The 22,453-nt window shown below is 61.7% G+C and carries 19 protein-coding genes; 12 read left to right on the top strand and 7 right to left on the bottom strand.

What is annotated here, in order from left to right:
• Positions 1-137 precede the first annotated feature (137 nt).
• Positions 138-1,670 (bottom strand): alkaline phosphatase, encoded by a 1,533-nt coding sequence (locus ACJ8MK_RS24215; RefSeq protein WP_442518108.1) that lies wholly within the window; start codon positions 1,668-1,670, stop codon positions 138-140.
• A gap of 323 nt (positions 1,671-1,993) precedes the next feature.
• Here ACJ8MK_RS24215 and ygiD point away from each other — a divergent pair, with 323 nt between their 5' ends.
• A complete protein-coding gene (ygiD, locus tag ACJ8MK_RS24210) occupies positions 1,994-2,776 on the top strand; it encodes a 4,5-DOPA dioxygenase extradiol (RefSeq protein WP_342098579.1) in 783 nt (260 codons plus the stop codon).
• 46 nt (positions 2,777-2,822) lie between these two features.
• Here the strand turns inward: ygiD and ACJ8MK_RS24205 are convergent, their stop codons facing one another.
• A complete protein-coding gene (locus ACJ8MK_RS24205) occupies positions 2,823-3,983 on the bottom strand; it encodes a glutathionylspermidine synthase family protein (RefSeq protein WP_033649062.1) in 1,161 nt (386 codons plus the stop codon).
• Between the two features lie 3 nt (positions 3,984-3,986).
• Positions 3,987-4,649, bottom strand: coding sequence for a DUF1190 family protein (locus ACJ8MK_RS24200; protein ID WP_015379087.1), 663 nt, complete (start codon positions 4,647-4,649; stop codon positions 3,987-3,989).
• A 353-nt stretch (positions 4,650-5,002) separates the two neighbouring features.
• Between ACJ8MK_RS24200 and ACJ8MK_RS24195 the strand changes: the two genes are divergently transcribed.
• The 4 genes from ACJ8MK_RS24195 to dhaM are packed head-to-tail and all read left to right on the top strand — an operon-like array spanning position 5,003 to position 9,309.
• The gene (locus ACJ8MK_RS24195; RefSeq protein WP_060422899.1) at positions 5,003-6,103 is read left to right on the top strand and encodes a glycerol dehydrogenase; all 1,101 of its coding nucleotides are present in this window, start codon (positions 5,003-5,005) and stop codon (positions 6,101-6,103) included.
• Between the two features lie 51 nt (positions 6,104-6,154).
• Positions 6,155-7,225, top strand: a complete 1,071-nt coding sequence (gene dhaK, locus ACJ8MK_RS24190) for a dihydroxyacetone kinase subunit DhaK (RefSeq protein ID WP_041036734.1) — start codon at positions 6,155-6,157, stop codon at positions 7,223-7,225.
• 9 nt (positions 7,226-7,234) lie between these two features.
• Complete coding sequence (gene dhaL, locus ACJ8MK_RS24185; RefSeq protein WP_033636066.1) at positions 7,235-7,867, top strand: dihydroxyacetone kinase subunit DhaL; 633 nt, start codon at positions 7,235-7,237, stop codon at positions 7,865-7,867.
• An 11-nt stretch (positions 7,868-7,878) separates the two neighbouring features.
• Positions 7,879-9,309: a dihydroxyacetone kinase phosphoryl donor subunit DhaM gene (gene dhaM, locus ACJ8MK_RS24180; protein ID WP_442518107.1), complete on the top strand. Its 1,431-nt coding sequence runs from the start codon at positions 7,879-7,881 to the stop codon at positions 9,307-9,309.
• Between the two features lie 4 nt (positions 9,310-9,313).
• Here dhaM and dhaR read toward each other — a convergent pair whose 3' ends face one another.
• Both dhaR and hasF read right to left on the bottom strand, forming a co-directional pair.
• On the bottom strand, positions 9,314-11,263 hold the full coding sequence (gene dhaR, locus ACJ8MK_RS24175) for a dihydroxyacetone kinase operon transcriptional regulator DhaR (RefSeq protein WP_442518106.1): 1,950 nt from the start codon (positions 11,261-11,263) through the stop codon (positions 9,314-9,316).
• A 149-nt stretch (positions 11,264-11,412) separates the two neighbouring features.
• Positions 11,413-12,930: a multidrug efflux transporter outer membrane subunit HasF gene (gene hasF, locus ACJ8MK_RS24170; protein WP_033649067.1), complete on the bottom strand. Its 1,518-nt coding sequence runs from the start codon at positions 12,928-12,930 to the stop codon at positions 11,413-11,415.
• Between the two features lie 347 nt (positions 12,931-13,277).
• Here hasF and nudF point away from each other — a divergent pair, with 347 nt between their 5' ends.
• The 6 genes from nudF (at position 13,278) to ACJ8MK_RS24140 (ending at position 18,714) form a co-directional block, all read left to right on the top strand.
• The gene (nudF, locus tag ACJ8MK_RS24165) at positions 13,278-13,910 is read left to right on the top strand and encodes an ADP-ribose diphosphatase (protein WP_033649068.1); all 633 of its coding nucleotides are present in this window, start codon (positions 13,278-13,280) and stop codon (positions 13,908-13,910) included.
• A complete protein-coding gene (locus tag ACJ8MK_RS24160) occupies positions 13,910-14,335 on the top strand; it encodes a DUF1249 family protein (protein ID WP_004937244.1) in 426 nt (141 codons plus the stop codon). The genes nudF and ACJ8MK_RS24160 overlap by 1 nt, the downstream gene beginning before the upstream one ends.
• 27 nt (positions 14,336-14,362) lie before the next feature.
• Complete coding sequence (gene cpdA / locus ACJ8MK_RS24155) at positions 14,363-15,190, top strand: 3',5'-cyclic-AMP phosphodiesterase (protein ID WP_033636061.1); 828 nt, start codon at positions 14,363-14,365, stop codon at positions 15,188-15,190.
• Positions 15,190-15,774 carry an esterase YqiA gene (gene yqiA / locus ACJ8MK_RS24150; RefSeq protein ID WP_025304306.1) on the top strand — a complete coding sequence of 195 codons (585 nt, stop codon included), beginning with the start codon at positions 15,190-15,192 and terminating at the stop codon, positions 15,772-15,774. The genes cpdA and yqiA overlap by 1 nt, the downstream gene beginning before the upstream one ends.
• A gap of 46 nt (positions 15,775-15,820) precedes the next feature.
• Positions 15,821-17,716: a DNA topoisomerase IV subunit B gene (gene parE, locus ACJ8MK_RS24145; protein WP_025304305.1), complete on the top strand. Its 1,896-nt coding sequence runs from the start codon at positions 15,821-15,823 to the stop codon at positions 17,714-17,716.
• Positions 17,717-17,799: 83 nt separating this feature from the next.
• Positions 17,800-18,714, top strand: coding sequence for a LysR substrate-binding domain-containing protein (locus tag ACJ8MK_RS24140; protein WP_442518105.1), 915 nt, complete (start codon positions 17,800-17,802; stop codon positions 18,712-18,714).
• A 5-nt stretch (positions 18,715-18,719) separates the two neighbouring features.
• Here the strand turns inward: ACJ8MK_RS24140 and ACJ8MK_RS24135 are convergent, their stop codons facing one another.
• Complete coding sequence (locus tag ACJ8MK_RS24135) at positions 18,720-19,028, bottom strand: putative quinol monooxygenase (protein ID WP_041038125.1); 309 nt, start codon at positions 19,026-19,028, stop codon at positions 18,720-18,722.
• A 33-nt stretch (positions 19,029-19,061) separates the two neighbouring features.
• A complete protein-coding gene (locus tag ACJ8MK_RS24130) occupies positions 19,062-19,643 on the bottom strand; it encodes an NAD(P)H-dependent oxidoreductase (RefSeq protein WP_442518104.1) in 582 nt (193 codons plus the stop codon).
• Between the two features lie 315 nt (positions 19,644-19,958).
• Between ACJ8MK_RS24130 and parC the strand changes: the two genes are divergently transcribed.
• Entirely contained in the window at positions 19,959-22,232 is a 2,274-nt protein-coding gene (gene parC / locus ACJ8MK_RS24125) for a DNA topoisomerase IV subunit A (RefSeq protein WP_033636058.1), read from the top strand.
• The last annotated feature ends 221 nt before the right edge of the window (positions 22,233-22,453 follow it).

The raw sequence follows: 22,453 nt of genomic DNA, 5'->3' as shown, positions 1-22,453 counted from the left end.
TTGATAATGCCAAGAGCCTGGGAAAGTTCCATTTTAAGGGTCCATGATGATGCCATGAACCCTTTTTACAGCAACTACCGGATCGGTCAATTGATCCTTAAACGATCGGCATTACGCGTAACGCGGCTTTTTTGTATCTACCGTTCTGACAGGCGTTCGCCGATGCGGCTGGCGTAATTCATCACGTGGAAGGTGTAGTTCTCTTCCACCGTACCCTGGAACAGATGGGCCCAGGGGCCGATGGCGTAGATGCCGAGATCTTCCCCGCCGTGGGTCTCGCTTTTCAGCGGCACCAGCGCCGGCTGAATAAAGTCGGGCGCGGTGGCCTGTTCCATGGTCAATGTCGGGCGTTCGGTCAGCGGGATCGTGCCGCCGGGGCCATTGGCGAAGCCGACGGTGGTGTAAGGCTTGCCGTCGCTACCCAGCCGCGGTTTGCCGTCGACGCCGACGGAAATGCCGAGGATAGGATTACCCCGCTTGGCATAGCCGGCGATGGTCAATGTGTGGCTGTGATCGCCGGTCACGATCACCAGGGTTTCGTCCAGGTTGACCTTGTCGACGATGGTTTTCACCGCCTCGTTCAGGGCGACCGCGTCGCTCAGCGTACGGTAGGCGTTACCGTTGTGGCTACCGTGATCGATGCGTCCGCCCTCCACCAACAGCAGGTAGCCTTCGGGATTCCTGGCCAGAATATCGATGGCCTTACCGGTCATTTCCGCCAGCGAGGGTTCTCCCGCTGCGTCTTGCCGCCGATCGTGCTCGAAGTTCATGTGCGACGGCTCGAACAGGGCCAGCAGATGATCGACCTTACCCGGTTCGATTTTGTCGAACTGCGCCTGATTCCAGACATATTGCCCACGCTCGCCATAGCGTTGTAGCCAGGCCTGCGTCAGATCGCGGCCATCCTTTCTGGCGCCTTTCTTGCCGGGGTATTCCGGATCGCTCACGCTATCGGGCAGGAAGTTGGCGCGCCCGCCGCCCATTGCCACGTTAAGGCCGTCGCCGTACTTCATTTCCACCAGCTGGCGCGCGATATCGCGGCAGCCTGCGGCCAGAGCCGCTGCCGGCATTTTGGCGTCGGATTCCCAATCGCGGTTGGCGATATGGGCATAGGTCGCGCCCGGCGTGGCGTGGGTGATGGTGGCGGTCGTCACGGCGCCGGTGGCCATGCCGAGCGCTGCGGCCATCTCCCACAGCGTGGTGACGGTCTTGGTTTGCTGATCCTCGCAATTGTTGAGGGTGGCCGTATGGTTGAGGCCCATCAGATCGTTGATGGTTTTGACGCCGGTGGTCATCGCCACCGCGCTGGGCGCGGAGTCGGTGATTTGGGCGTCGGCGGAGTAGGTTTTGGCTGCCGCCAGATAGGGGAAGGCCTCCCAAGCCAGCACGTTGGATTCGCCGTCCACGCCGCGCTGCTGCCCTTCAAAAATGCGGGCGGCGGTCACGGTGGAAAACCCCATGCCGTCGCCGACCACCAGAATGACGTTTTTGGCGCGGTTGGTGTTTGGCGTCTGTTTCAGCCGCTGTTGCAGCTGAGCTTGCGCCTGAAGGAAGTAAGGATCTTCGCGCTGCGTCAGCTGCGCGTTGTCCGCCGCGCCGGCGGTGGCCGTCCAGCCGGTGAGCAAGGATATGGAAAGCGCCAGGCGGGTTGCCAGTGTGAGTCTGAACATGAATTCCTCCTTGGTGAGACGTAATTCCCATCGCGCGGCGGGGTTGCCTGCTACCCGTCGGCAGAGGAGGAGTGTATAGATTGCGTTAACAAAAAATACATAAATTATTCACAAATTAGATCTGTGTGGCAGTAATGTCATGGCATTCACTGATCTTATTAATCTATTGAAATATATTAATTTTTTATCTTTCTGTCTGCCGGCGCATTCCTCCGCTTTTAATTCAAATTTATTGAATATCTTCATCACGGTTATCCGGCTGTGTTGGCGCGGCAAAGGGCGTAATGTAGCGGCATAGCACAATTTGAACTAAGGATCTCCCTATGAACACCTCTCGTATGCCGGCACTGTTTCTTGGCCACGGTAGCCCGATGAACGTGCTGGAAGACAACCGCTACACCCGGGCATGGCGTGCGTTGGGTGAGTCATTGCCGCGCCCGAAGGCGATCGTGGCGGTTTCCGCGCATTGGTATACCCGCGGCACTGCGGTTACCGCGATGGAAAACCCCAAAACCATTCACGACTTCGGCGGGTTCCCGCAGGCGCTGTTTGATACCCGTTATCCGGCGCCGGGCTCTCCCGCGCTGGCTGCGCAGCTGCAGCAAATGCTGGCGCCGGTGCCGGTGACGGCCGATCTCGGCGAGTGGGGGTTGGATCACGGAACCTGGGGCGTGTTGATCAAGATGTACCCCAATGCTGACATCCCGGTGGTGCAGCTCAGCGTCGACGGCACGCAGCCGGCGGCCTATCACTATGAGCTGGGGCGCAAACTGGCGGCGCTGCGCGATGAGGGGGTGATGATTGTCGCCAGCGGCAACGTGGTGCACAACCTGCGCATGGTGAAATGGCAGGGCGACACCAGCGCCTACCCGTGGGCGGAATCGTTCAATAACTTTGTCCGGGATAACCTGCGTTATCGGGGCGATAACCATCCGCTGGTGGATTTCATGCGCCACGAAGGCGCGGCGCTGTCGAATCCGACGCCGGAACACTATCTGCCGTTGCTGTACGTGCTTGGCAGTTGGGATGGCAAAGAGGCCATCAGCGTGCCGATCGACGGTATCGAAATGGGAGCGCTGAGCATGCTGTCGGTGCAGGTGGGCTAAAGAAAAACGCCAGTCAGAGACTGGCGTTTTGGTCTCGGCGGGGCTATCAGCCGAGGATGGTGTGCGGATAGAAGCGCGACAGATCCTGCGTGATCAGTTCGCGATCTTCGCGCAGGCCGATGCCGCAAGGCTGATCGTTCACCAGCCAGCTGCCGATCAACGTGTAGCTGTCTTCAAACTTCGGCAGCGGGTGGAACTGCTGCACGATCATGCCCTCTTCGCCGTACGGCCCATCGACGCGCGCCACTTCCTGACCGTTTTCGACGATCTGGATATTGGCGCCTTCGCGTGAGAACAGCGGCTTGGTGACGTAATGATCCATCGGCGGATGATCGTCTTGCGCGAAATAAGCCGGCAATAGATTCGGGTGGTTCGGGAACATTTCCCACAGCAGCGGCAGCAGCGCCTTGTTGGAGATGATGCTCTTCCAGGCCGGTTCCAGCCAGCGCACGCCGGCGTCTTCCAGCTTGGTGGAGAACATCTCGCGCAGCATGAATTCCCACGGGTAGAGCTTGAACAGGTTGCCAATCACCTGATCCTGCAGATCGGTAAACTGGCCTTTTTCGCCGAGGCCAATCTCTTCCATGAACAGGAACTCGGTCGGCAGACCGGCTTCCTGCGCGCAGTCCTGCAGATATTGCACCGTGCCGCGATCTTCTTCGCTGTCCTGGCAGCACGCCAGGTGCAACAGGCCGAAGCCGTGATGCGCTTTCAGTTCGGCGAAACGCTCGATCAGCTTCTCCTGCAGGCTGTTGTACTGATCCGATTCAGGATCCAACTTGCCGGCGTTGATCTGGTCTTCCAGCCACAGCCACTGGAAAAAGGCCGCCTCATACAGCGAGGTTGGCGTATCGGCGTTGTTCTCCAGCAGCTTCGGCGGGTTAACGCCGTCGTAGGCCAGATCGAGACGCGAATACAGCGACGGCTGATTGGTGCGCCACGAACTGCGCACGAACTCCCAGGTGTGTTTCGGGATGCAGAACTTGGCCATCAGCTCGTCGCTGCCGACCACTTTTTCCACCACCTGCAGACACATCTGGTGCAGCTCGGCGGTGGCGCTTTCGATCTCTTCAATCTGCGCCAGCGTGAACTGGTAATAGGCGTCTTCACACCAGTACGGCTCGCCGTACATGGTGTGGAAACGGAAACCGAACTCGGTCGCTTTTTCACGCCAGTCCGGGCGCTCGGTAATAGCAATACGTTTCATGCATCAACCGCCCATGCTGCGAGAGCCGGAGTTGGAGGTGGCGCTGCTGCGCTGCATGCTGGTCTGCTTGGCTACGGTCTCGCCGAAGCCGCCGCGGGTCACGGTGTTGGTGACCGCAGGCTTCGGCGCCATGGCGGTTTTCGGTACCGTCATGGTGCGGCCGCCGGCGGTGGCCGGGCCGTAGCTCTTGCCGCTGGCGTCGACAAACTTGCCGTTCGCCGGGCTGGCGGCGTTCTTGGAGGTGAACAGCGGCTGCTGCGCGAAGCCGGAACCGCCCATCAGGCGGCCCATCATGTAGCCCGCCATCAGCGGCATCCAGAAGCTGCCGCTGCTTTGCGATTCCGCCGCCATGCCGGCCTGTGCCGGCGCCTGGGTGCACTGCGCTTCGCCGAACTCGGCGACGCAGTCTTCGCGGGTGGCGTATTTCGGCGCGGTTTTCGCCGCTTCCTTCAGGGCATTGTTGTAGGAGGTGGTGCACTGCTCGCTCATCGAAGGATTGGCGCGCGAACAGTCATCGGCATTCTGATACAGGGAGACCGTTTCATCGCTCTTCTCGCAGCCGGCCAGCATAAAGACGGCGCTGATCGCCAAAGCCACGGGCGCGACACGGTAACTGCGCCAGGATTTGCGGAACGTCTCTTGGTTGATGTTTTTTGTCCGTTTCATCGTTATCAATCCCATCATGCGGGCTGTTTTCGCCCTTTCCCAGTAGTGGCGCTAAGGATAGGGGAAACATGGTCAAAATTAAAGCTGAAACGCCCGCAGAATCGACTCTTTACGCAGTTATACGTTGGGGTGTGCGCCAGTTCGCTTTCGCGGCGAAAAAACGCGCGTTGGCGTTTCATCATGAAACGTTGTCGCTATGATGATGTTCCATAATGGAACAAAAATCGCGAGGCTCGCCAGGCGGGTGGCGGGCGCTCATAGTCGAAGCACAACAACAAGCCGGCGGCGAAGTCGGCGCATCATCACCTGATATCTGAACGTTACCATCGCCAACTCCCTACAAGGATCCGGTTATGTTGAGAATCATCCAGTCACCAGGCAAATATATTCAGGGCGCCAATGCGCTGGCCGCCGTCGGCGAATACGCCAAATCCCTCGCCGATCACTATCTGGTGATCGCCGACGACTTCGTGATGCAGCTGGCGGGCGACACCCTAATGGGCAGCCTGCAGCAGCACGGCGTGAAACATCATGCGGCCCGCTTCAACGGCGAATGCTGCCGCAAGGAGATAGACCGGCTCGGGCATGAGCTGCAGGCTCACGGCTGCCGCGGCGTGATCGGCGTCGGCGGCGGCAAGACGCTCGACACCGCCAAGGCCGTGGCGCACTACCAACAGCTGCCGGTGGTGCTCATTCCCACCATCGCCTCCACCGATGCGCCGACCAGCGCGCTGTCGGTTCTCTACACCGAACAGGGCGAATTCGCCGAATACCTGATTTACCCGCGCAACCCGGACATGGTGGTGATGGACAGCGCCATCATCGCCAAGGCGCCGGTGCGCCTGCTGGTGGCCGGCATGGGCGACGCGCTCTCCACCTATTTCGAAGCCCAGGCCTGCTTCGACGCCCAGGCCACCAGCATGGCCGGCGGCAAATCGACGCTGGCGGCGCTCAGTTTGGCGCGGCTGTGCTATGACACGCTGCTGGCGGAAGGGGTGAAAGCCAAACTGGCGGTCGAGGCCGGCGTGGTGACGGAAGCGGTGGAACGCATCATTGAGGCCAATACCTATCTGAGCGGCATCGGCTTCGAGAGCAGTGGGCTGGCGGCGGCGCACGCCATTCACAACGGTTTTACCGTGCTCGAAGAGTGCCACCACCTGTATCACGGTGAGAAAGTGGCGTTCGGCACCCTGGCGCAGCTGGTGCTGCAGAACAGCCCGATGGCGCAGATTGAAACCGTGCTGGCGTTTTGTCATGGCATCGGCCTGCCGATCTCGCTGGCGCAGATGGGCGTCACCGGCGATGCGGCGGCGAAGATCATGGCGGTGGCCGAAGCCAGCTGCGCCGCCGGCGAAACCATTCACAACATGCCGTTCAAGGTTACTCCCGCGGGCGTGCAGGCGGCGATCCTGACGGCGGATCGGCTGGGCGCCGCCTGGCTGCAGCATCATTGATATCGTTGGGGCGCGGTGCGCCGCGCCCCTGTTCTTACAGAGGAAACCATCGTGAAAAAACTGATTAATCAGGTCGAGTCGGTGTTGGAAGAGCAGTTGCAGGGGCTGGCGGAGGCCCATCCCGAGTTGCTGGTGCACGCGGATCCGCTGTTCGTGACCCGCGCCGATGCGCCGGTGGCGGGCAAGGTGGCGATCCTGTCCGGCGGCGGCAGCGGCCATGAGCCGATGCACTGCGGTTTCGTCGGCGAAGGGATGCTCGATGGCGCCTGTCCGGGCGAGATTTTCACCTCGCCGACGCCGGATAAAATGTACGAGTGCGGCCAGGCGATCGACGGCGGCGCCGGGGTGCTGATGCTGATCAAGAACTACACCGGCGACGTGCTCAACTTCGAAACCGCCACCGAGCTGCTGCACGACAGCGGCGTCGCGGTGGCGACGGTGCTGGTGGATGACGACGTGGCGGTCAAAGACAGCCTGTTTACCGCCGGGCGGCGCGGGGTGGCCAACACCGTGCTGATGGAGAAACTGCTGGGCGCCGCCGCGGCGCGCGGCGACGATCTGGACAGCGTGGTGACGTTAGGGCATCGCATCAATAACCACGGGCATTCGATCGGCATCGCGCTGGGCGCTTGCACCGTGCCGGCCGCCGGCAAGCCGTCGTTTACCCTGGCGGAGAACGAAATGGAGTTCGGCGTCGGCATTCACGGCGAGCCGGGCATTGCGCGCCGTCCGTTCACCACGCTCAACGCGGCGGTGGACGACATGTTCCATACGCTGATCGACCACGGCCACTATCAGCGCACGATCCGCGTCTGGGATCGTCAGCAGGGCGAGTGGCGCGACGAGATGCAGACCAAGCAGCCGTTGACGCGCGGCGATCGAGCGATCGCGCTGGTCAACAACCTGGGCGCCACGCCGCTGTCTGAGCTGTACGGCGTATACCATCGGCTGGCGGAGCGCTGCGCCGAGGCGGGCATCATCATTGAGCGCAATCTGGTGGGCTCTTACTGCACTTCGCTCGATATGCAGGGCGTGTCCATCACGCTGTTGAACGTGGACGACGAGCTGTTGTCCTTGTGGGATGCGCCGGTGAAAACGCCTGCGCTGCGTTGGGGTTGCTGAGGAGGAATCATGGCGTTGACCAAACAACAGGTTGTCGATTGGCTGATGCGTTGCGGCGAGGTGTTCAGCCGGGAGCGAGATTTTCTGACCCGGCTGGACACCGAGATCGGCGATGCCGACCACGGTTTGAACATGAATCGCGGTTTCAACAAGGTGGTGGAAAAGCTGCCGTCGGTGGCGGACAAGGACATAGGCTTCATCCTGAAAAACACCGGCATGACGCTGCTGTCGAGCGTGGGCGGCGCCAGCGGCCCGCTGTTCGGCACCTTCTTCATCCGCGCGGCGCAGGCGGCGAACGCCAAGCAAAGCCTGGATCTGGCGGAGCTGCATCAAATGATGCAAGAGGGGGTTGAAGGCGTGGTGATGCGCGGTAAGGCGGAGCCGGGCGACAAGACCATGTGCGACGTCTGGTGGCCGGTGGTGGAAAGCCTCGGGCAGTCCGCGCAGCAGAACCTGAGCGTGGCGGAGGCGCTGCAGCGCGCCGCCGACAGCGCCGAGCGGGCGGTGGAGAGCACCATTACCATGCAGGCGCGCAAGGGGCGGGCCAGTTACCTGGGCGAGCGCAGCATCGGCCACCAGGATCCCGGCGCCACTTCGGTGATGTTGATGATGAAAACGCTGGCCGAGGTCGCCGGCAGCTAGCAGGAGGCGAGATGATTAATATCGTGGTGGTTTCGCACAGCGCGTTGCTGGCGCGCGGCGTTGAGCAACTGGCGCGGCAGATGATGCGCGGCGACGGCTGCAAACTGGCGCTGGCGGCGGGCGTGGATGACGAGGAACACCCGATCGGCACCGACGCGGTCAAAGTGATGGAGGCGATCGAAGCGGTCGCCGACGGTGACGGCGTTCTGGTGCTGATGGATTTGGGCAGCGCGCTGCTCAGCGCCGAAACCGCGCTCGATCTGCTGGATCCGGACGTGGCTGTCAAAGTGCGGCTGTGTGCGGCGCCGCTGGTCGAAGGCACGCTGGCGGCGGTGGTGGCCGCCAACTCTGGTGCCGCGCTGGAGCAGGTGGTGGCGGAGGCGCAGGGCGCGCTGCAGGCCAAACAGGCGCAGCTGGGCGAAGGCTCGCCGGCCGCAAAAAGCGCGGCCTTGCCGCTGGCGCAGGGCAAAAGCGCAACCTGGACGGTGCAAAACCCGCATGGGCTGCACGCGCGCCCGGCGGCGCGGTTGGTCGAGGCGCTGGCGCCGTACAAGGCTGAGCTGGTGCTGGAAAAGCAAGGGCAGTGCGTCGATCCGCGCAGCCTCAATCAGTTGGCGCTGCTGCAGGTGCGCCACGGCGACACTATTCGCCTGATCGCCGACGGCGCGCAGGCGGACGAAGCGCTGGCGGCGTTCAAAGCGCTGGCGGAACAGCATTTCGGCGAGACGGTTTCCGAGCGGCAGCAGCCTTCGCTGCATGGCATTCCGGTGGCGGAAAGCGTCACCAGCGGGCCGGTGTTCCAGGCCCACAGCTTCTGGCCGCCAACCGTCGATCGACGAATCGGCGCGGACGAGGTGTTGGGCGAACAGCAACGCCTGCGTGAGGCGCTGCAGCGCACGCTGAGCGATCTGAACCGGCTGGCAGAGCGCACCGGCACGCTGATCGGCAAGCCGCAGGCGGCGATCTTCGGCGCCCACAGCATGCTGCTGGACGATCCGGATCTGCAGCAGGCGGCGTACACCCGCATCGCGCAGCAGTTGTGCAGCGCCGAGCAGGCCTGGCGACAGGTGCTGGAGGCGATCGCCGAAGAGTACCGCGAGCTGGATGACGACTATATGCGGGCGCGCGAACTGGACGTGCGCGACATGCTGCGCCGCACGCTGTGCCATCTGCAGGGGCTGCCGTTACCGACGATTGCGCTGGCAGAGCCGTCGATACTGGTGATGGACGAACTGATGCCTTCGGAGGTGGTGATGCTCGACAGGCGGCTGGTGCTCGGCATCTGCCTGAGCGGCGGCAATGCCCTGTCGCACAGCGCCATTCTGGCGAAGGCGATGGGCATGCCGATGGTGGTCGGCATGCAGGATTGCCTGAGCAAAACCCGCAGCGGGCAGAAGGCGATGCTGGACGCCGCGCGCGGGGTACTGCAGCTCAGCCACTAGGCGTTCAGGCGCGCAGCTTGAACTGGCGGATGTCGATCCCGTGCTGTTTGATCTTCCGCCACAGGGTGGTGCGGCCGATGCCCAACAGCTGCGCCATTTCCGTCAGCTGGCCGCGGCTGACGGTCGCCGCGCGCAGGATCGCCTGGCGCTCCATGTCCGTCAGCGTCAGCAGCGGCGCGCCGGGCTGCGGATCGCTTTCCAGCAGCGACGGCTGGCCGAGCAGGTGCGCCGGCAGATCCGCCAATTGGATGTGGTGGCCGTGGCAGATCATTGCCGCGCGCTCCACCACCCCTTTCAGTTCCAAATCGTTGCCCGGCCACAGGTAGAGCGCCAGCTGGGCCATCACTTCGTCATCCACCCGAAAGCGACACTGAAAATGCTGCTCCAGCGTGCGCAGATGGTGTTTGACCAGCAGCGGAATATCGCTCAGCCGCTGGCGCAGCGGCGGGATCTGGATCTCGAACGCCTGCAGGCTGTAAAACAGCTGGCGGCGGAAGCGGTTTTGCTGCACCAGCAGCGGCAGATCGGCGGCGCTGCCGGCGATGACTCGGACATCGACCGGGATCACCCGGCTGGAATTGAGGCGGATCACCACGCCGGTTTTCAGCACCTGCAGCAACGCCGACTGCATCTCCGCCGGCAGGTATTCGATCTGTTCGAGGTACAGCGTGCCGCCGTTGGCCAATTCGAATTTACTCAGCTGGCCCGCCTCTTCTTCGTTGGCGTCGCTGCCCAGTAGTTCACGCAGCCCCTGCGCCTGCGGCAGCAGCTGGCAGTTGAGGGCGATATACGGCCCGGCGGCGCGTTCGCCGGCGTTGTGGATAGCCTGGCTGAGCCGCTCTTTGCCAACCCCTTCCTCCCCGCGCAGCAGGATTGGATGCTGGCCCTTGGCCGCCTGCTGCCCGTAACGGATCAGCCGCCGCATCTCCAGCGAGGCGGAGGGCATTTGCTCGAAGCTGTGGCTGACGTGCCCCAGCTGGCTGCTGACATACTGGCGCAGCCGCTCGAGCGGGTGCAGCAGGGCGATGAAACTGCAGCGATCGCCGTCGAAAATCGGCTTTAGCGTCAGCAGGGCGGCGATAAACTGCCGCTGGCTTTCGAAGGTGACTTCGACGTGTTGCAGCGGCTGCCGGTCGGCGATGGCGCGCTTGAGCAGGGCGGGCAGCGTCAGCAGCTGCGCCAGCGGTTTGCCCTGGCTCTGCTGCTCGTCCAGCTTCAGCAGGGCGGCGGCGCGCTGGTTGATGTATTGCAGGTAGCCACGGTGATCCCAAGCCATCACGCCGTCGTCCACGCCGTCCAGCAGGCCGTAAAGCTGATTCAGATGGCGGTTGGATTCCGCCAGCAGGCCGTCGGCGTTCAGCGAGTTGCCGATTTCGCGGGCGATGGCCAGCGTCAGCGACAGATCGCCGGCGGCGCAGTCGGCCAACAGACAGCCCAGCGCGATCGAACCGCGCTGGCGGCCGCTGTTGTCGTAGACCGGCGTAGCGCAGAACGACCAGCCGTGCAGCGCCCGGCGCACGTGCTCCCCGCCGCTCACCCGCACCGGGTGGCCTTCCGTTGCCGCCAGCGCCGGGGCGTTGGTGCCGATCTGCCCTTCGGCCCAGTAAGCGCCGGGGGCGAACCCCAGTTGCTGTAAATGTTCCCAGGTTTGGGCGTCGCCGCAGCGCCACAGCATGCAGCCGCTCTCGTCGAGGATCATCAACAGACAACGACGTGGCTCCATGTATTCGCAGGCGTCCTCCAGCGCCGCCTGGCCGAGCGTCAGCAGGTCGTTCTTGCGGCGGCAAATCGATTCGAAGGTGGCGCCCTGGGCGCGGTGCGGTGCTTGCCAGACGTCGGGCTGCATCAGGCTGCGGCAGCGCAGCCAGGAGGCGTAAACCGCCTGTGTCGGGCGCAGCGGCGGCGGCAGTTCGCCGTCGTTAATCAAGCGCTGCCAGCGTGAATCGTTGTCCATCGAACCTCACCAGACTGCGAAAACGAGAGTGACGATGATACCACCTGACGTGGCGGCGGCTGTGAGACGGCGGGCAGAAGTGGTGAAATCGAGGCAAAAAAAACGGGGCGCGGCGCAGGCCGAACCCCGTGTTTATCAATGTGCGCGCATCAGTTGCGGAATGGGTTGCCGCTGTTGCGAGCCGGTTGGCTGGTGGTAACGGCCGGCGCGGATGCGCGAGTGGCCGCCGGTACCGGCGCCGCGGTTTGCTGCATCGGCGCATTGTCCTGATAGCCGTCTGCATAGGCGTCCTGCGCGCGATTCTGCGGTGCGACGGCGTCAGGTGCGGTCGACACCGGTTTGCCCAACGCGCCGTTCAACAGCAGCAAATCGTTCTGGTTCAGCGTGCCGAGCGCCGACTTGATGTTCAGCTGGTTGATCAGATAGGTATAACGCGCGTCGGACAGCTGACGTTTGGCGTTATACAGCGTGGTGGTGGCGTCCAGCACGTCGACGATGGTGCGGGTACCGACCTGATAACCGGCTTCCATCGCGTCCAGGGAGCTTTGCGCGGAGATCACCGCCTGTTTGTAGGCGTTGATGCTGCTGATCGAGGCGTTAACGTTGTTGAACGACGAACGCACGGTCTGCACCACGCTGCGGTGTGAGCTTTCCAACTGCTCGCTGGCGCCGACGAAGCCGTACTGCGCTTGTTTGACCTGCGAGTTGGTCGCGCCGCCGCTGTACAGCGGCAGGTTGAAGCTGATGCCGACCTTATTTTGGCCCGCATCGGAGTCGCTGTAGCGTGCGGCATTCGCGCCGCCGGTGTTGGAGCCGTTGTATTTGGTATTGCTGATGCCGGTTGACGCGCTGACGTCAATTGTCGGCATATAGCCGGTTTGGGCTGCGCGGATTTGCTCGCGCGCCAGGTCCTGGCTCAGACGGGCGGACAGCAGGCTCAGGTTGCGCGCTTCCGCTTCTTTCAGCAGGTTGTTCACCGCTTCCGGGCGCTGGGTACTGAAGCGATCGGTATTCAACGAGGCCAGCTCCGGGTAGAAGGCCCCGGTCACCTGGCGCAGCGTTTCCAGCGCGTTATCCAGATCGTTGCGGGCGGAGACTTCCGCCGCCAGCACGGTGTCATAGTTCGAGCGGGCGTTCTGCACGTCGGTGATCGCCACCAGGCCCACGTTGAAGCGCTGGGTGGTTTGATCCAGCGTGCGGTATACCGCATCTTTCTGCGCCTGGGTATAGGACAGCGTGTCGATCGCCTTCAGCACATTGAAGTAGGCGGTGGCGGTGTTGAGAATCAGCTGCTGCTCAGCGGTCTGGAAGGTGACGTCGGAGATGCCGGCGGTCTTTTCCTGCAGCGTCAGCTGGCGCCATTTCGACATGTCGAAAATAGTTTGCGTCAGCGCCAACGAACCGCTGGTCACGTTGCTGTTAACGCCATTGCTGTCACGATAACCGTTGGTGTAATCGTAACCTGCGGTTAAACCGAGCTGCGGCAGCAACGGGCTGCGCGCTTCATTGATCTTTTCGAATGCGGCGTCGCGGTCAGCAGCACTTTTGCGCAGATCCGGGTTACTTTCCCTGGCCTGTTTGTAGACCTGCAGCAGGTTCTCTGCCTGGCTCATTGCACTGAAGCCGCCCAGGCTCAGTCCGATAAGAAGGGGGAGCAGTTTCTTCATTTGCATTCCTTGTTGTGCAGCAATATTGCTATGTTAGCGCTGACGATAGACGAAATAGTTGCCGATTCTAGCAGAGTCTGGGGTACGCATCAGGTGGCTGAATGTGCCATCTCACGTAACTTTTACCTTTCAGACCGCCCATTTACCTTGGCGTACTGCCCGGGTCGACTGCAGCTGATATTATGGCTGACAATCCGGATTGTTTCCCGCTATTACCTGCGAGCGCACAAACGTGCCGCATCCGGCGGCGGAAAACAGCCTAACATAAAGCCGCGGCGGAGAGTCCCGCTGTTTCTGTCATCAAAACCGATTATTTTATCGGCATACTCAAGCAGGAGAATTCGCGCATGAACCGTTCGCAGCCGTCGCCCGTTACTTTCGAGAAAAAAGATGTAGAAATTATTGCACGCGAGACGCTGTACCGTGGTTTTTTTTCACTCAATTTATACCGGTTTCGCCATCGGTTGTTCAATGGCGAAATGAGCCCTGAAATCACGCGTGAAATTTTTGAACGCGGCCATGCGGCGGTGCTGCTGCCCTACGATCCGGTGCGCGACGAGGTTGTGCTGATTGAACAACTGCGCATCGCCGCGGTTGATACCAGCCATTCGCCCTGGCTGCTGGAAATGGTGGCGGGTATGATCGAGACCGGCGAAAGCGTCGAGGACGTGTGCCGCCGCGAAGCGCAGGAGGAGGCCGGCGTGGTGGTCGGGCGCTGCAAGCCGGTGCTGAGCTACCTGGCCAGCCCCGGCGGCACCAGCGAACGTCTGTCGATCATGGTCGGTGAGGTGGACGCCGGTACCGCTGAGGGCATCCACGGCCTGGCGGAAGAACATGAAGATATCCGCGTCCACGTGGTCAGCCGCGAGCAGGCTTACCGCTGGGTTGAGGAGGGCGCGATCGATAACGCCGCATCAGTGATTGCATTGCAATGGCTGGCGTTGCACCATGAATCGTTGAGAAAAGAGTGGGCCAACTAATGAAACAGCGCTATACCCCTGATTTCCCCGAAATGATGAGATTGTGCGAAACCAACTTCGCGCAATTGCGCCGCTTGCTGCCGCGCAACGACGAAGCGGGCGAAACGGTGACTTATCAGGTGAACGGCGCCGGCTATCGTTTGACCATCGTTGAGTCCACGCGTTACACGTCGCTGGTGGAGATCGAGCAGATCTTTCCGGCGGTCAGCTACTGGAGCCTGCCCGCGATGACGGTGCGGCTATACCATGACGCCATGGTTGCGGAAGTGTGTTCCAGTCAGCAGATCTATCGCTTTAAAGCGCGTTATGATTATCCTAATAAAAAGTTGCATCAACGCGACGAAAAGCATCAAATTAACCAGTTTCTTGCTGATTGGCTGCGCTACTGTTTGGCGCATGGAGCGATGGCGGTTCCGGTTTGTTAGACAGACTGAAATAACAAAGGACACCATTTGGAAAGCCTGTTTAAACTGCCCGTGGCGAGTGGGGCCGCGGTCAGGATTCTACAAATAACAGATACCCACCTTTTTGCCGGCGAACACGAGACGTTGCTCGGCATCAATACCTATCGCAGCTATCACGCGGTGCTGGACGCCATCCAGGCGCAGCGCCGCGACGTCGATTTGATCGTCGCCACGGGAGATTTGGCGCAGGATCATTCGCAAGAGGCCTACCGCCACTTCGCCGCCGGCATTGCGCAATTGCCGGCTCCCTGCGTGTGGCTGCCGGGCAACCATGATTTTCAACCGGCGATGGTCGATGCGTTGGCCGCAGCCGGCATCGCGCCTTCCAAACAGGTGCTGCTGGGCGACAGCTGGCAGGTGCTGATGCTGGACAGCCAGGTGTTCGGCGTGCCGCACGGCGAATTGAGCGAATACCAGCTCGAGTGGATGGAGCGCTGCCTGCAGGCTCACCCCGAGCGCTATACGCTGTTGCTGCTGCACCATCATCCGCTGCCTTCCGGCTGCACCTGGCTCGATCAGCACAGCCTGCGCAACCCGCATATGCTGGGCGCGATCCTGCTGCGTTATCCGAAAGTGAATACCGTGGTGTGCGGGCACATTCACCAGGATCTGGATCTGGAATGGCAGGGCCGACGCCTGTTGGCGACGCCGTCCACCTGCGTGCAATTCAAGCCGCACTGCACGAACTTCACCATTGACGACGTCTCCCCCGGCTGGCGCTACCTCGATCTGCTGCCGGACGGCCGCGTCGAGACGCAGGTGTTCCGCCTGGAAAACGACGATTTCCGCCCCGATATGGACTCGGATGGATACTGATGCCTTCGACACTGCTCTACCTGCACGGTTTCAACAGTTCGCCGCAGTCGGCCAAGGCGGTGGCCTTCAAGGCCTGGCTGGCCGAGCACCATCCCGATATCGAGATGCTGGTGCCGCAGCTGCCGGCCTTTCCGGCGGAGGCCGCCGAGATGCTGGAGAATATGGTGCTGGAGCGCGCCGGCCAAACGCTCGGGCTGGTCGGTTCATCGCTGGGCGGCTATTACGCCACCTGGCTGTCGCAGTGTTTTTCGCTGCCGGCGGTGGTGGTCAACCCGGCGGTCAAGCCGTTTGAGCTGCTGGTCGACTATCTCGGCGCCAACGAGAACCCCTACACCGGCCAGCAATATGTGTTAGAGTCTCGGCACGTTTACGATCTGAAAGTGATGCAGATCGATCCCTTGGAGTCGCCGGATTTAATCTGGCTGCTGCAGCAAACGGGCGATGAAATTCTCGATTACGGCCAGGCAGTGGCGTATTACACTGCGTGTCGGCAAACGGTGGAGTCGGGTGGAAACCACGCCTTCGTCGGTTTCGAGCACTACTTCCCCCAGATTGTGGATTTTTTAGGGCTAAACGCGGTCTGACGGACCGTTCCGGCACCTCCCTTTAACCACGAAAAAATAATCAACGATGACTCAATCCAGCTATAACGCTGATGCCATTGAAGTACTCAGCGGTCTAGAACCAGTGCGCCGTCGTCCCGGCATGTATACCGACACGACGCGCCCAAATCACCTCGGCCAAGAGGTGATCGATAACAGCGTCGACGAAGCGTTGGCCGGTCACGCCAAGCGCATCGACGTGATTTTGCACGCCGATCAGTCGCTGGAAGTGATCGACGACGGCCGCGGCATGCCGGTGGACATCCACCCGGAAGAGGGCGTGCCGGCGGTTGAGTTGATCCTGTGCCGGCTGCACGCCGGCGGTAAATTCTCGAATAAAAACTACCAGTTCTCCGGCGGCCTGCACGGCGTTGGGATCTCGGTGGTCAACGCCCTGTCGAAGCGGGTGGAAGTCAACGTGCGCCGCGACGGCAACGTCTACGGCATCGCCTTCGAAAACGGCGACAAGGTGCAAGATCTGACGGTGACCGGCACCTGCGGCAAACGCAACACCGGCACCAGCGTGCACTTCTGGCCGGACGAGCAGTTCTTCGACAGCCCGCGCTTCTCGGTATCGCGCCTGACTCACCTGCTGAAAGCCAAAGCGGTGCTGTGCCCCGGCGTCGAGATCTATTTCATCGACAAGGTGAACAACACCGAACAGCGCTGGTGCTATCAGGACGGTCTGACCGACTACCTGATGGAAGCGGTCAACGGCCTGATCACCCTGCCGGAAGCGCCGTTCGTCGGCAATTTCGCCGGGGACACCGAAGCGGTGGACTGGGCGCTGCTGTGGCTGCCGGAAGGCGGCGAGCTGCTAACCGAAAGCTACGTCAACCTGATCCCGACCATGCAGGGCGGCACCCACGTCAACGGCCTGCGTCAGGGGCTGCTGGACGCGATGCGCGAGTTCTGCGAATTCCGCAATATTCTGCCGCGCGGCGTGAAGCTGTCGGCGGAGGATATCTGGGATCGCTGCGCCTACGTGCTGTCGGTGAAGATGCAGGATCCGCAGTTCGCCGGGCAAACCAAAGAGCGTCTCTCCTCGCGCCAGTGCGCTGCCTTCGTTTCCGGCGTGGTGAAAGACGCCTTCAGCCTGTGGCTGAACCAGAACGTTCAGGCGGCGGAACAGCTGGCCGAGCTGGCTATCTCCAGCGCCCAGCGCCGTCTGCGCGCCGCCAAGAAAGTGGTGCGCAAGAAGCTGACCAGCGGGCCGGCGCTGCCGGGCAAGCTGGCGGACTGCACCTCGCAGGATCTGGCCATGACAGAACTGTTCCTGGTGGAAGGGGACTCGGCGGGTGGATCGGCCAAGCAGGCGCGCGATCGCGAATATCAGGCGATCATGCCGCTCAAGGGCAAGATCCTGAACACCTGGGAAGTCTCCTCGGACGAAGTGCTGGCCTCGCAGGAAGTGCACGACATTTCCGTGGCGATCGGCATCGATCCGGACAGCGAAGATCTCAGCCAACTGCGCTACGGTAAAATCTGCATCCTGGCGGATGCGGACTCCGACGGCCTGCATATCGCCACGCTGCTGTGCGCGCTGTTCGTGCGCCACTTCCGCTCGCTGGTGAAAGGCGGCCACGTCTATGTCGCCATGCCGCCGCTGTACCGTATCGATCTCGGTAAAGAGGTGTTCTACGCGCTGGATGAAGAAGAGAAAGCCGGCGTGCTGGAACAGCTGAAGCGCAAGAAGGGCAAGCCGAACGTACAGCGCTTTAAAGGGCTGGGCGAGATGAACCCGCTGCAGCTGCGCGAAACCACCCTCGATCCGAACACCCGCCGTCTGGTGCAACTGACGGTGGCAGAGGATGACGTCGATCAGACGCTGGCGGTGATGGACATGCTGTTGGCCAAGAAGCGTTCGGAAGATCGCCGCAACTGGCTGCAAGACAAGGGCGACATGGCCGAATTGGCGGTCTGAGCCTGACCCTGGCCCGGTGAAATGCCGGGCCTGCTTTCCCGCAGGGCGTTGCATGCGGCGCCCGTCAACCTGGGGCGAACCGCGTGAAGATCACCCTCGAAGAGCTGCTGGCGTTCACGGCGGTGGTCGACAGCGGTTCGGTCACCGCCGCCGCCGATCGGCTCGGCCAAACCACCTCCGGCGTCAGCCGCGCACTCAGCCGCCTGGAAACGAAACTCGACGCTACGCTCTTGCGCCGCACCACGCGTCGCCTGAGCCTGACCGAAGAAGGGCAGAGCTTCCTGGCGCCTGCGCGCGAAATCCTGCGTTCGGTGGATCAGGCCGAAGAACTGATGGCGCTGCGGCGCCAGCTGCCCGCCGGTCGGCTGCGGGTCAACGCCGCCGCCCCGTTCATGGCGCACGTGCTGGTGCCGATGGTGGCGGAGTTCCGCCGCCGTTATCCGCAGATTGAGCTGGAGCTGGACACCGACGATCGCAATATCGACCTGCTGGAGAAACGCGCCGATATCGCGATCCGCATCGGCGCGCTGCGCGACTCCACGCTCCATGCGCGCCTGCTGGGGCATAGCCGGTTGCGCATCCTCGCCAGCCCGGATTACCTGCAACGGCATGGCGAACCGTGCGGTGTGGAAGATCTGCACCGCCATTGCCTGTTGGGATTCACCTACCCGGAATCGCTGAACCAGTGGCCGCTGCGTTACCGGCAGGCGCGGTATTTCGCCATCGAACCGACGATCTTGGCCTCCAGCGGGGAGACGCTGCGTGAGTTGGCGTTGCGCGGGGCGGGCATTGTCCAACTGGCGGACTTCATGACCCGCCGCGATCGGGAAGCGGGCCGGCTGGTACCGCTGCTGGTGCGGGAGACGCTGGACGTGCGCCAGCCGATCAACGCGGTGTATTACCACGACGCCCAGCTGGCGGCGCGCCTCACCTGTTTTCTCGACTACGTCAGCGCCCGCCTTGAGGGAGAGCCGCCAGAGGCCGCAGAGGGCCTCTGAAGGGATTACAGCGCGTTTTCCAGCACGTAGATCTCGGTGCCCAGCACGTAGTCCTTGATGGTTTCGCGGTGCTTGAGCATATGGTCGATCTGCAGGTGTTTTTCCAGATGCGTCTGGCTTTGCCATTTTTCCAGCATAAACACCGAATCCGGCGACAGTTTCTGCCAGGGAGCCTGCGTGTGGCTGTCTACCATCGGCGTGTATTCGCCGCAGCCTTCTTCCGCCAGCACCAGCGGCACCAGTTTTTCAATGGCTTGTAACACGGTGGCGCGGTGGCCGGGTTTGACTTTGATTTCTGCGATTACGGTGATCATCATTACCTCGTTGGTTAAGCCCTTCGCTGCCAGTTAAGCAAAAATTCCCGCCAGATGCTCGCGATAACGTGCGATGTCCGTTTCGATATCCGGTTGTTTTATCACGTCATTGCAGATAAAGGTCGGCAAGGCTTCCATCCCCAGGAACTGATTGGCCTTGTGGAAGTGCAGGTAAACGCCGTCGACGCCGACGCCGTGGAAGAACTGATCGGGATCGGTAAAAGCTTCCAGCGGGGCGTTCCAGGTCAGGCTCAGCAGGTATTTTTTCCCCTGTATCAGGCCGCCGGAGCCGTACTTCTTGCCGGCGTCGGAGCGGGTGCGGCCATCGCTGGCGTACAGGCTGCCGTGGCCGGCGGTGAACACTTCGTCGATGTATTTTTTCAGGATCCAGGGTTCGCCCATCCACCAACCCGGCATCTGATAGATAACCGCGTCGGCCCATAGGTATTTCTGCACCTCGGCGTCAATGTCATAACCGTCGTCGACCACCGTGACCTGAACCTCGTGCTGCAGATCGCGCAAGAAGCTTTCCGCCACGTCGCTCAGGGTTTGATTGAGTTCGCCGTTGGAATGGCCGAATTGCTTTTTAGCGTTGATAATCAGGATATTGCTCATCTTTTGCGGCTCCCGTCAGAGTTAAGATTGATGCCGTTTTCCGCTGCAGTGCGCAAAAACAGCTTGCTGAACGAGAGTGTAATCGCTGACTAAGCAAGTAAAAACGTGACGGCAGGCACAACAGTGTTGACTCCTAATCAACAATCTCGGTGGAATTTTGCCTAAACCCCCTGATGGCAGCGGCTTCGGTCGGCGATCCTTGCGCCAACTGTGACAGCTACCCCGCAGATGGGTTACTATCGCGGGCAGAATCGACAAGCGATGCCTTATTGTCGTCCAGGGATTGCCAAGCCACGGTCTGAGGATAATTGAGTAATGAGTGATCTGACTCATGATGGTGTAGAGCGTTTACCGCTGCACACATTCACTGAAAACGCCTATCTGAACTATTCCATGTACGTCATCATGGATCGGGCGTTGCCGTATATTGGCGACGGCTTGAAGCCGGTACAACGCCGTATCATCTACGCCATGTCTGAGCTGGGGCTGAACAACAGCGCCAAATTCAAGAAATCCGCCCGCACCGTGGGCGACGTGCTGGGTAAATACCACCCGCATGGCGACAGCGCGTGTTATGAAGCCATGGTGCTGATGGCGCAGCCGTTCTCGTATCGCTATCCGCTGGTGGACGGCCAGGGGAACTGGGGGGCGCCGGACGATCCCAAGTCGTTTGCGGCGATGCGTTATACCGAATCGCGCCTGTCCAAATATGCCGAAGTCTTGCTGGCCGAGCTGGGGCAGGGCACCGTCGACTGGATCCCGAACTTTGACGGCACGCTGCAAGAGCCGAAGATGTTGCCGGCGCGCTTGCCGAACATCCTGCTGAACGGCACCACCGGCATCGCCGTCGGCATGGCGACCGACATTCCGCCGCACAACGTGCGCGAAGTCGCCGCCGCTGCGGTGGCGCTGCTCGACAAGCCGGGCGCCTCGCTCGACGATCTGCTCGAATTCGTGCAGGGGCCGGACTTCCCGACCGAAGCCGAGATCATCACCCCGCGCGATGAAATCCGCAAAATTTACCAGAGCGGGCGCGGCTCGGTGCGCATGCGCGCCGTGTGGAAGAAAGAAGACGGCAGCGCGGTGATCACCGCCTTGCCGCACCAGGTGTCCGGCGCCAAGGTGCTGGAGCAGATCGCCAGCCAGATGCGCGCCAAGAAGCTGCCGATGGTCGAAGATCTGCGCGATGAGTCCGACCACGAAAACCCGACGCGTCTGGTGATCGTGCCGCGCTCCAACCGTATCGATCTGGAACAGGTGATGAACCACCTGTTCGCCACCACCGATCTGGAACGCAGCTACCGCATCAACATGAACATGATCGGTCTGGATAACCGCCCGCAGGTCAAAGGGCTGGTGGAGATCCTCACCGAATGGCTGGCCTACCGTCGCGACACGGTGCGCCGCCGCCTGAACTACCGCCTCGAGAAAGTGCTGAAACGCCTGCATATCCTCGAAGGTTTGCTGGTGGCGTTCCTCAATATCGACGAGGTGATCCACATCATCCGCAGCGAAGATGAGCCGAAGCCGGTGCTGATGCAGCGTTTCGGCATCTCCGATACCCAGGCGGAAGCGATCCTCGAGCTGAAACTGCGTCACCTGGCCAAGCTGGAAGAGGTCAAGATCCGCGGTGAGCAGGATGAGTTGGCGAAAGAGCGCGATCAGCTGCAGGCGCTGCTGGCGTCTGAGCGCAAGCTGAACACGCTGATCAAGAAAGAGATCCAGGCCGATGCGCAGACCTACGGCGACGATCGCCGTTCGCCGCTGACCGAGCGCGCGGAAGCCAAGGCGATGAGCGAGCACGACTTCGTGCCGTCCGAGCCGGTGACCATCGTGCTGTCTGAAATGGGCTGGGTGCGCAGCGCCAAGGGCCACGACATCGATCCGGCCGGCCTGAGCTACAAGGCCGGCGACAGCTTCCGCGGCGCGGCGCGCGGCAAGAGCAACCAGCCGGTGGTGTTCATCGACTCCACCGGGCGCAGCTATGCGCTCGATCCGATGACGCTGCCTTCAGCGCGCGGGCAGGGCGAGCCGCTGACCGGCAAGCTGACGCCGCCGCCGGGCGCCACCATTGAGCAAGTGCTGATGGCGGCCGACGATCAGAAGCTGCTGATGGCGTCCGATGCCGGTTACGGCTTCGTTTGCACCTTCAACGATTTGGTGGCGCGCAACCGCGCCGGCAAGGTGATGATCACGCTGCCGGACAACGCCAGGGCGCTGCCGCCGATGGAAATCCACGGCGCAGACGACATGCTGCTGTCGATCACCGCCGCCGGGCGCATGCTGATGTTCCCGGTCGCCGATCTGCCGCAGCTGTCGAAGGGCAAAGGCAACAAGATCGTCTCCATTCCGGCAGCCCAGGCGGCGGCCGGTGACGACAAGCTGGCTTGGCTGTTTGTGCTGCCGCCGCAGGCGTCCGTCACGCTGCACGTCGGCAAACGCAAGCTGACGCTGCGGCCGGAGGATCTGCAGAAATTCCGCGCCGAGCGCGGGCGCAAGGGCACCCAGCTGCCGCGCGGCCTGCAGCGCATCGATCGCGTCGAAGTGGATGCGCCGGTGCGGGCGTCGGGCGGCGACAGCGAAGAGTAAGCGTTGGCGCCAGCGTTAACGGGCGGTCGCAGCATGCTGTGGCCGCCTTATTTATTTTTACTGGCGTTTATTTTCCAAATAGTTAACATTTCTGCGCATAAAATTATTGTGCGTATTGCCGGCTGGCGGGAAAATAGCGAGAAAGGCAGGCGACATCGGCGTGCTTATCGCCTGGCCGGCAAATAATGAGTAAAGGAATCTGCGCAGCGAAGTAAACTGCG

It is taken from the genome of Serratia sp. CY38905, assembly GCF_052168875.1.
GTDB lineage: Bacteria > Pseudomonadota > Gammaproteobacteria > Enterobacterales > Enterobacteriaceae > Serratia > Serratia sarumanii.
Note: the sequence above shows the minus strand (reverse complement) of the source record. Positions and strands in the feature narration are given on the sequence as shown.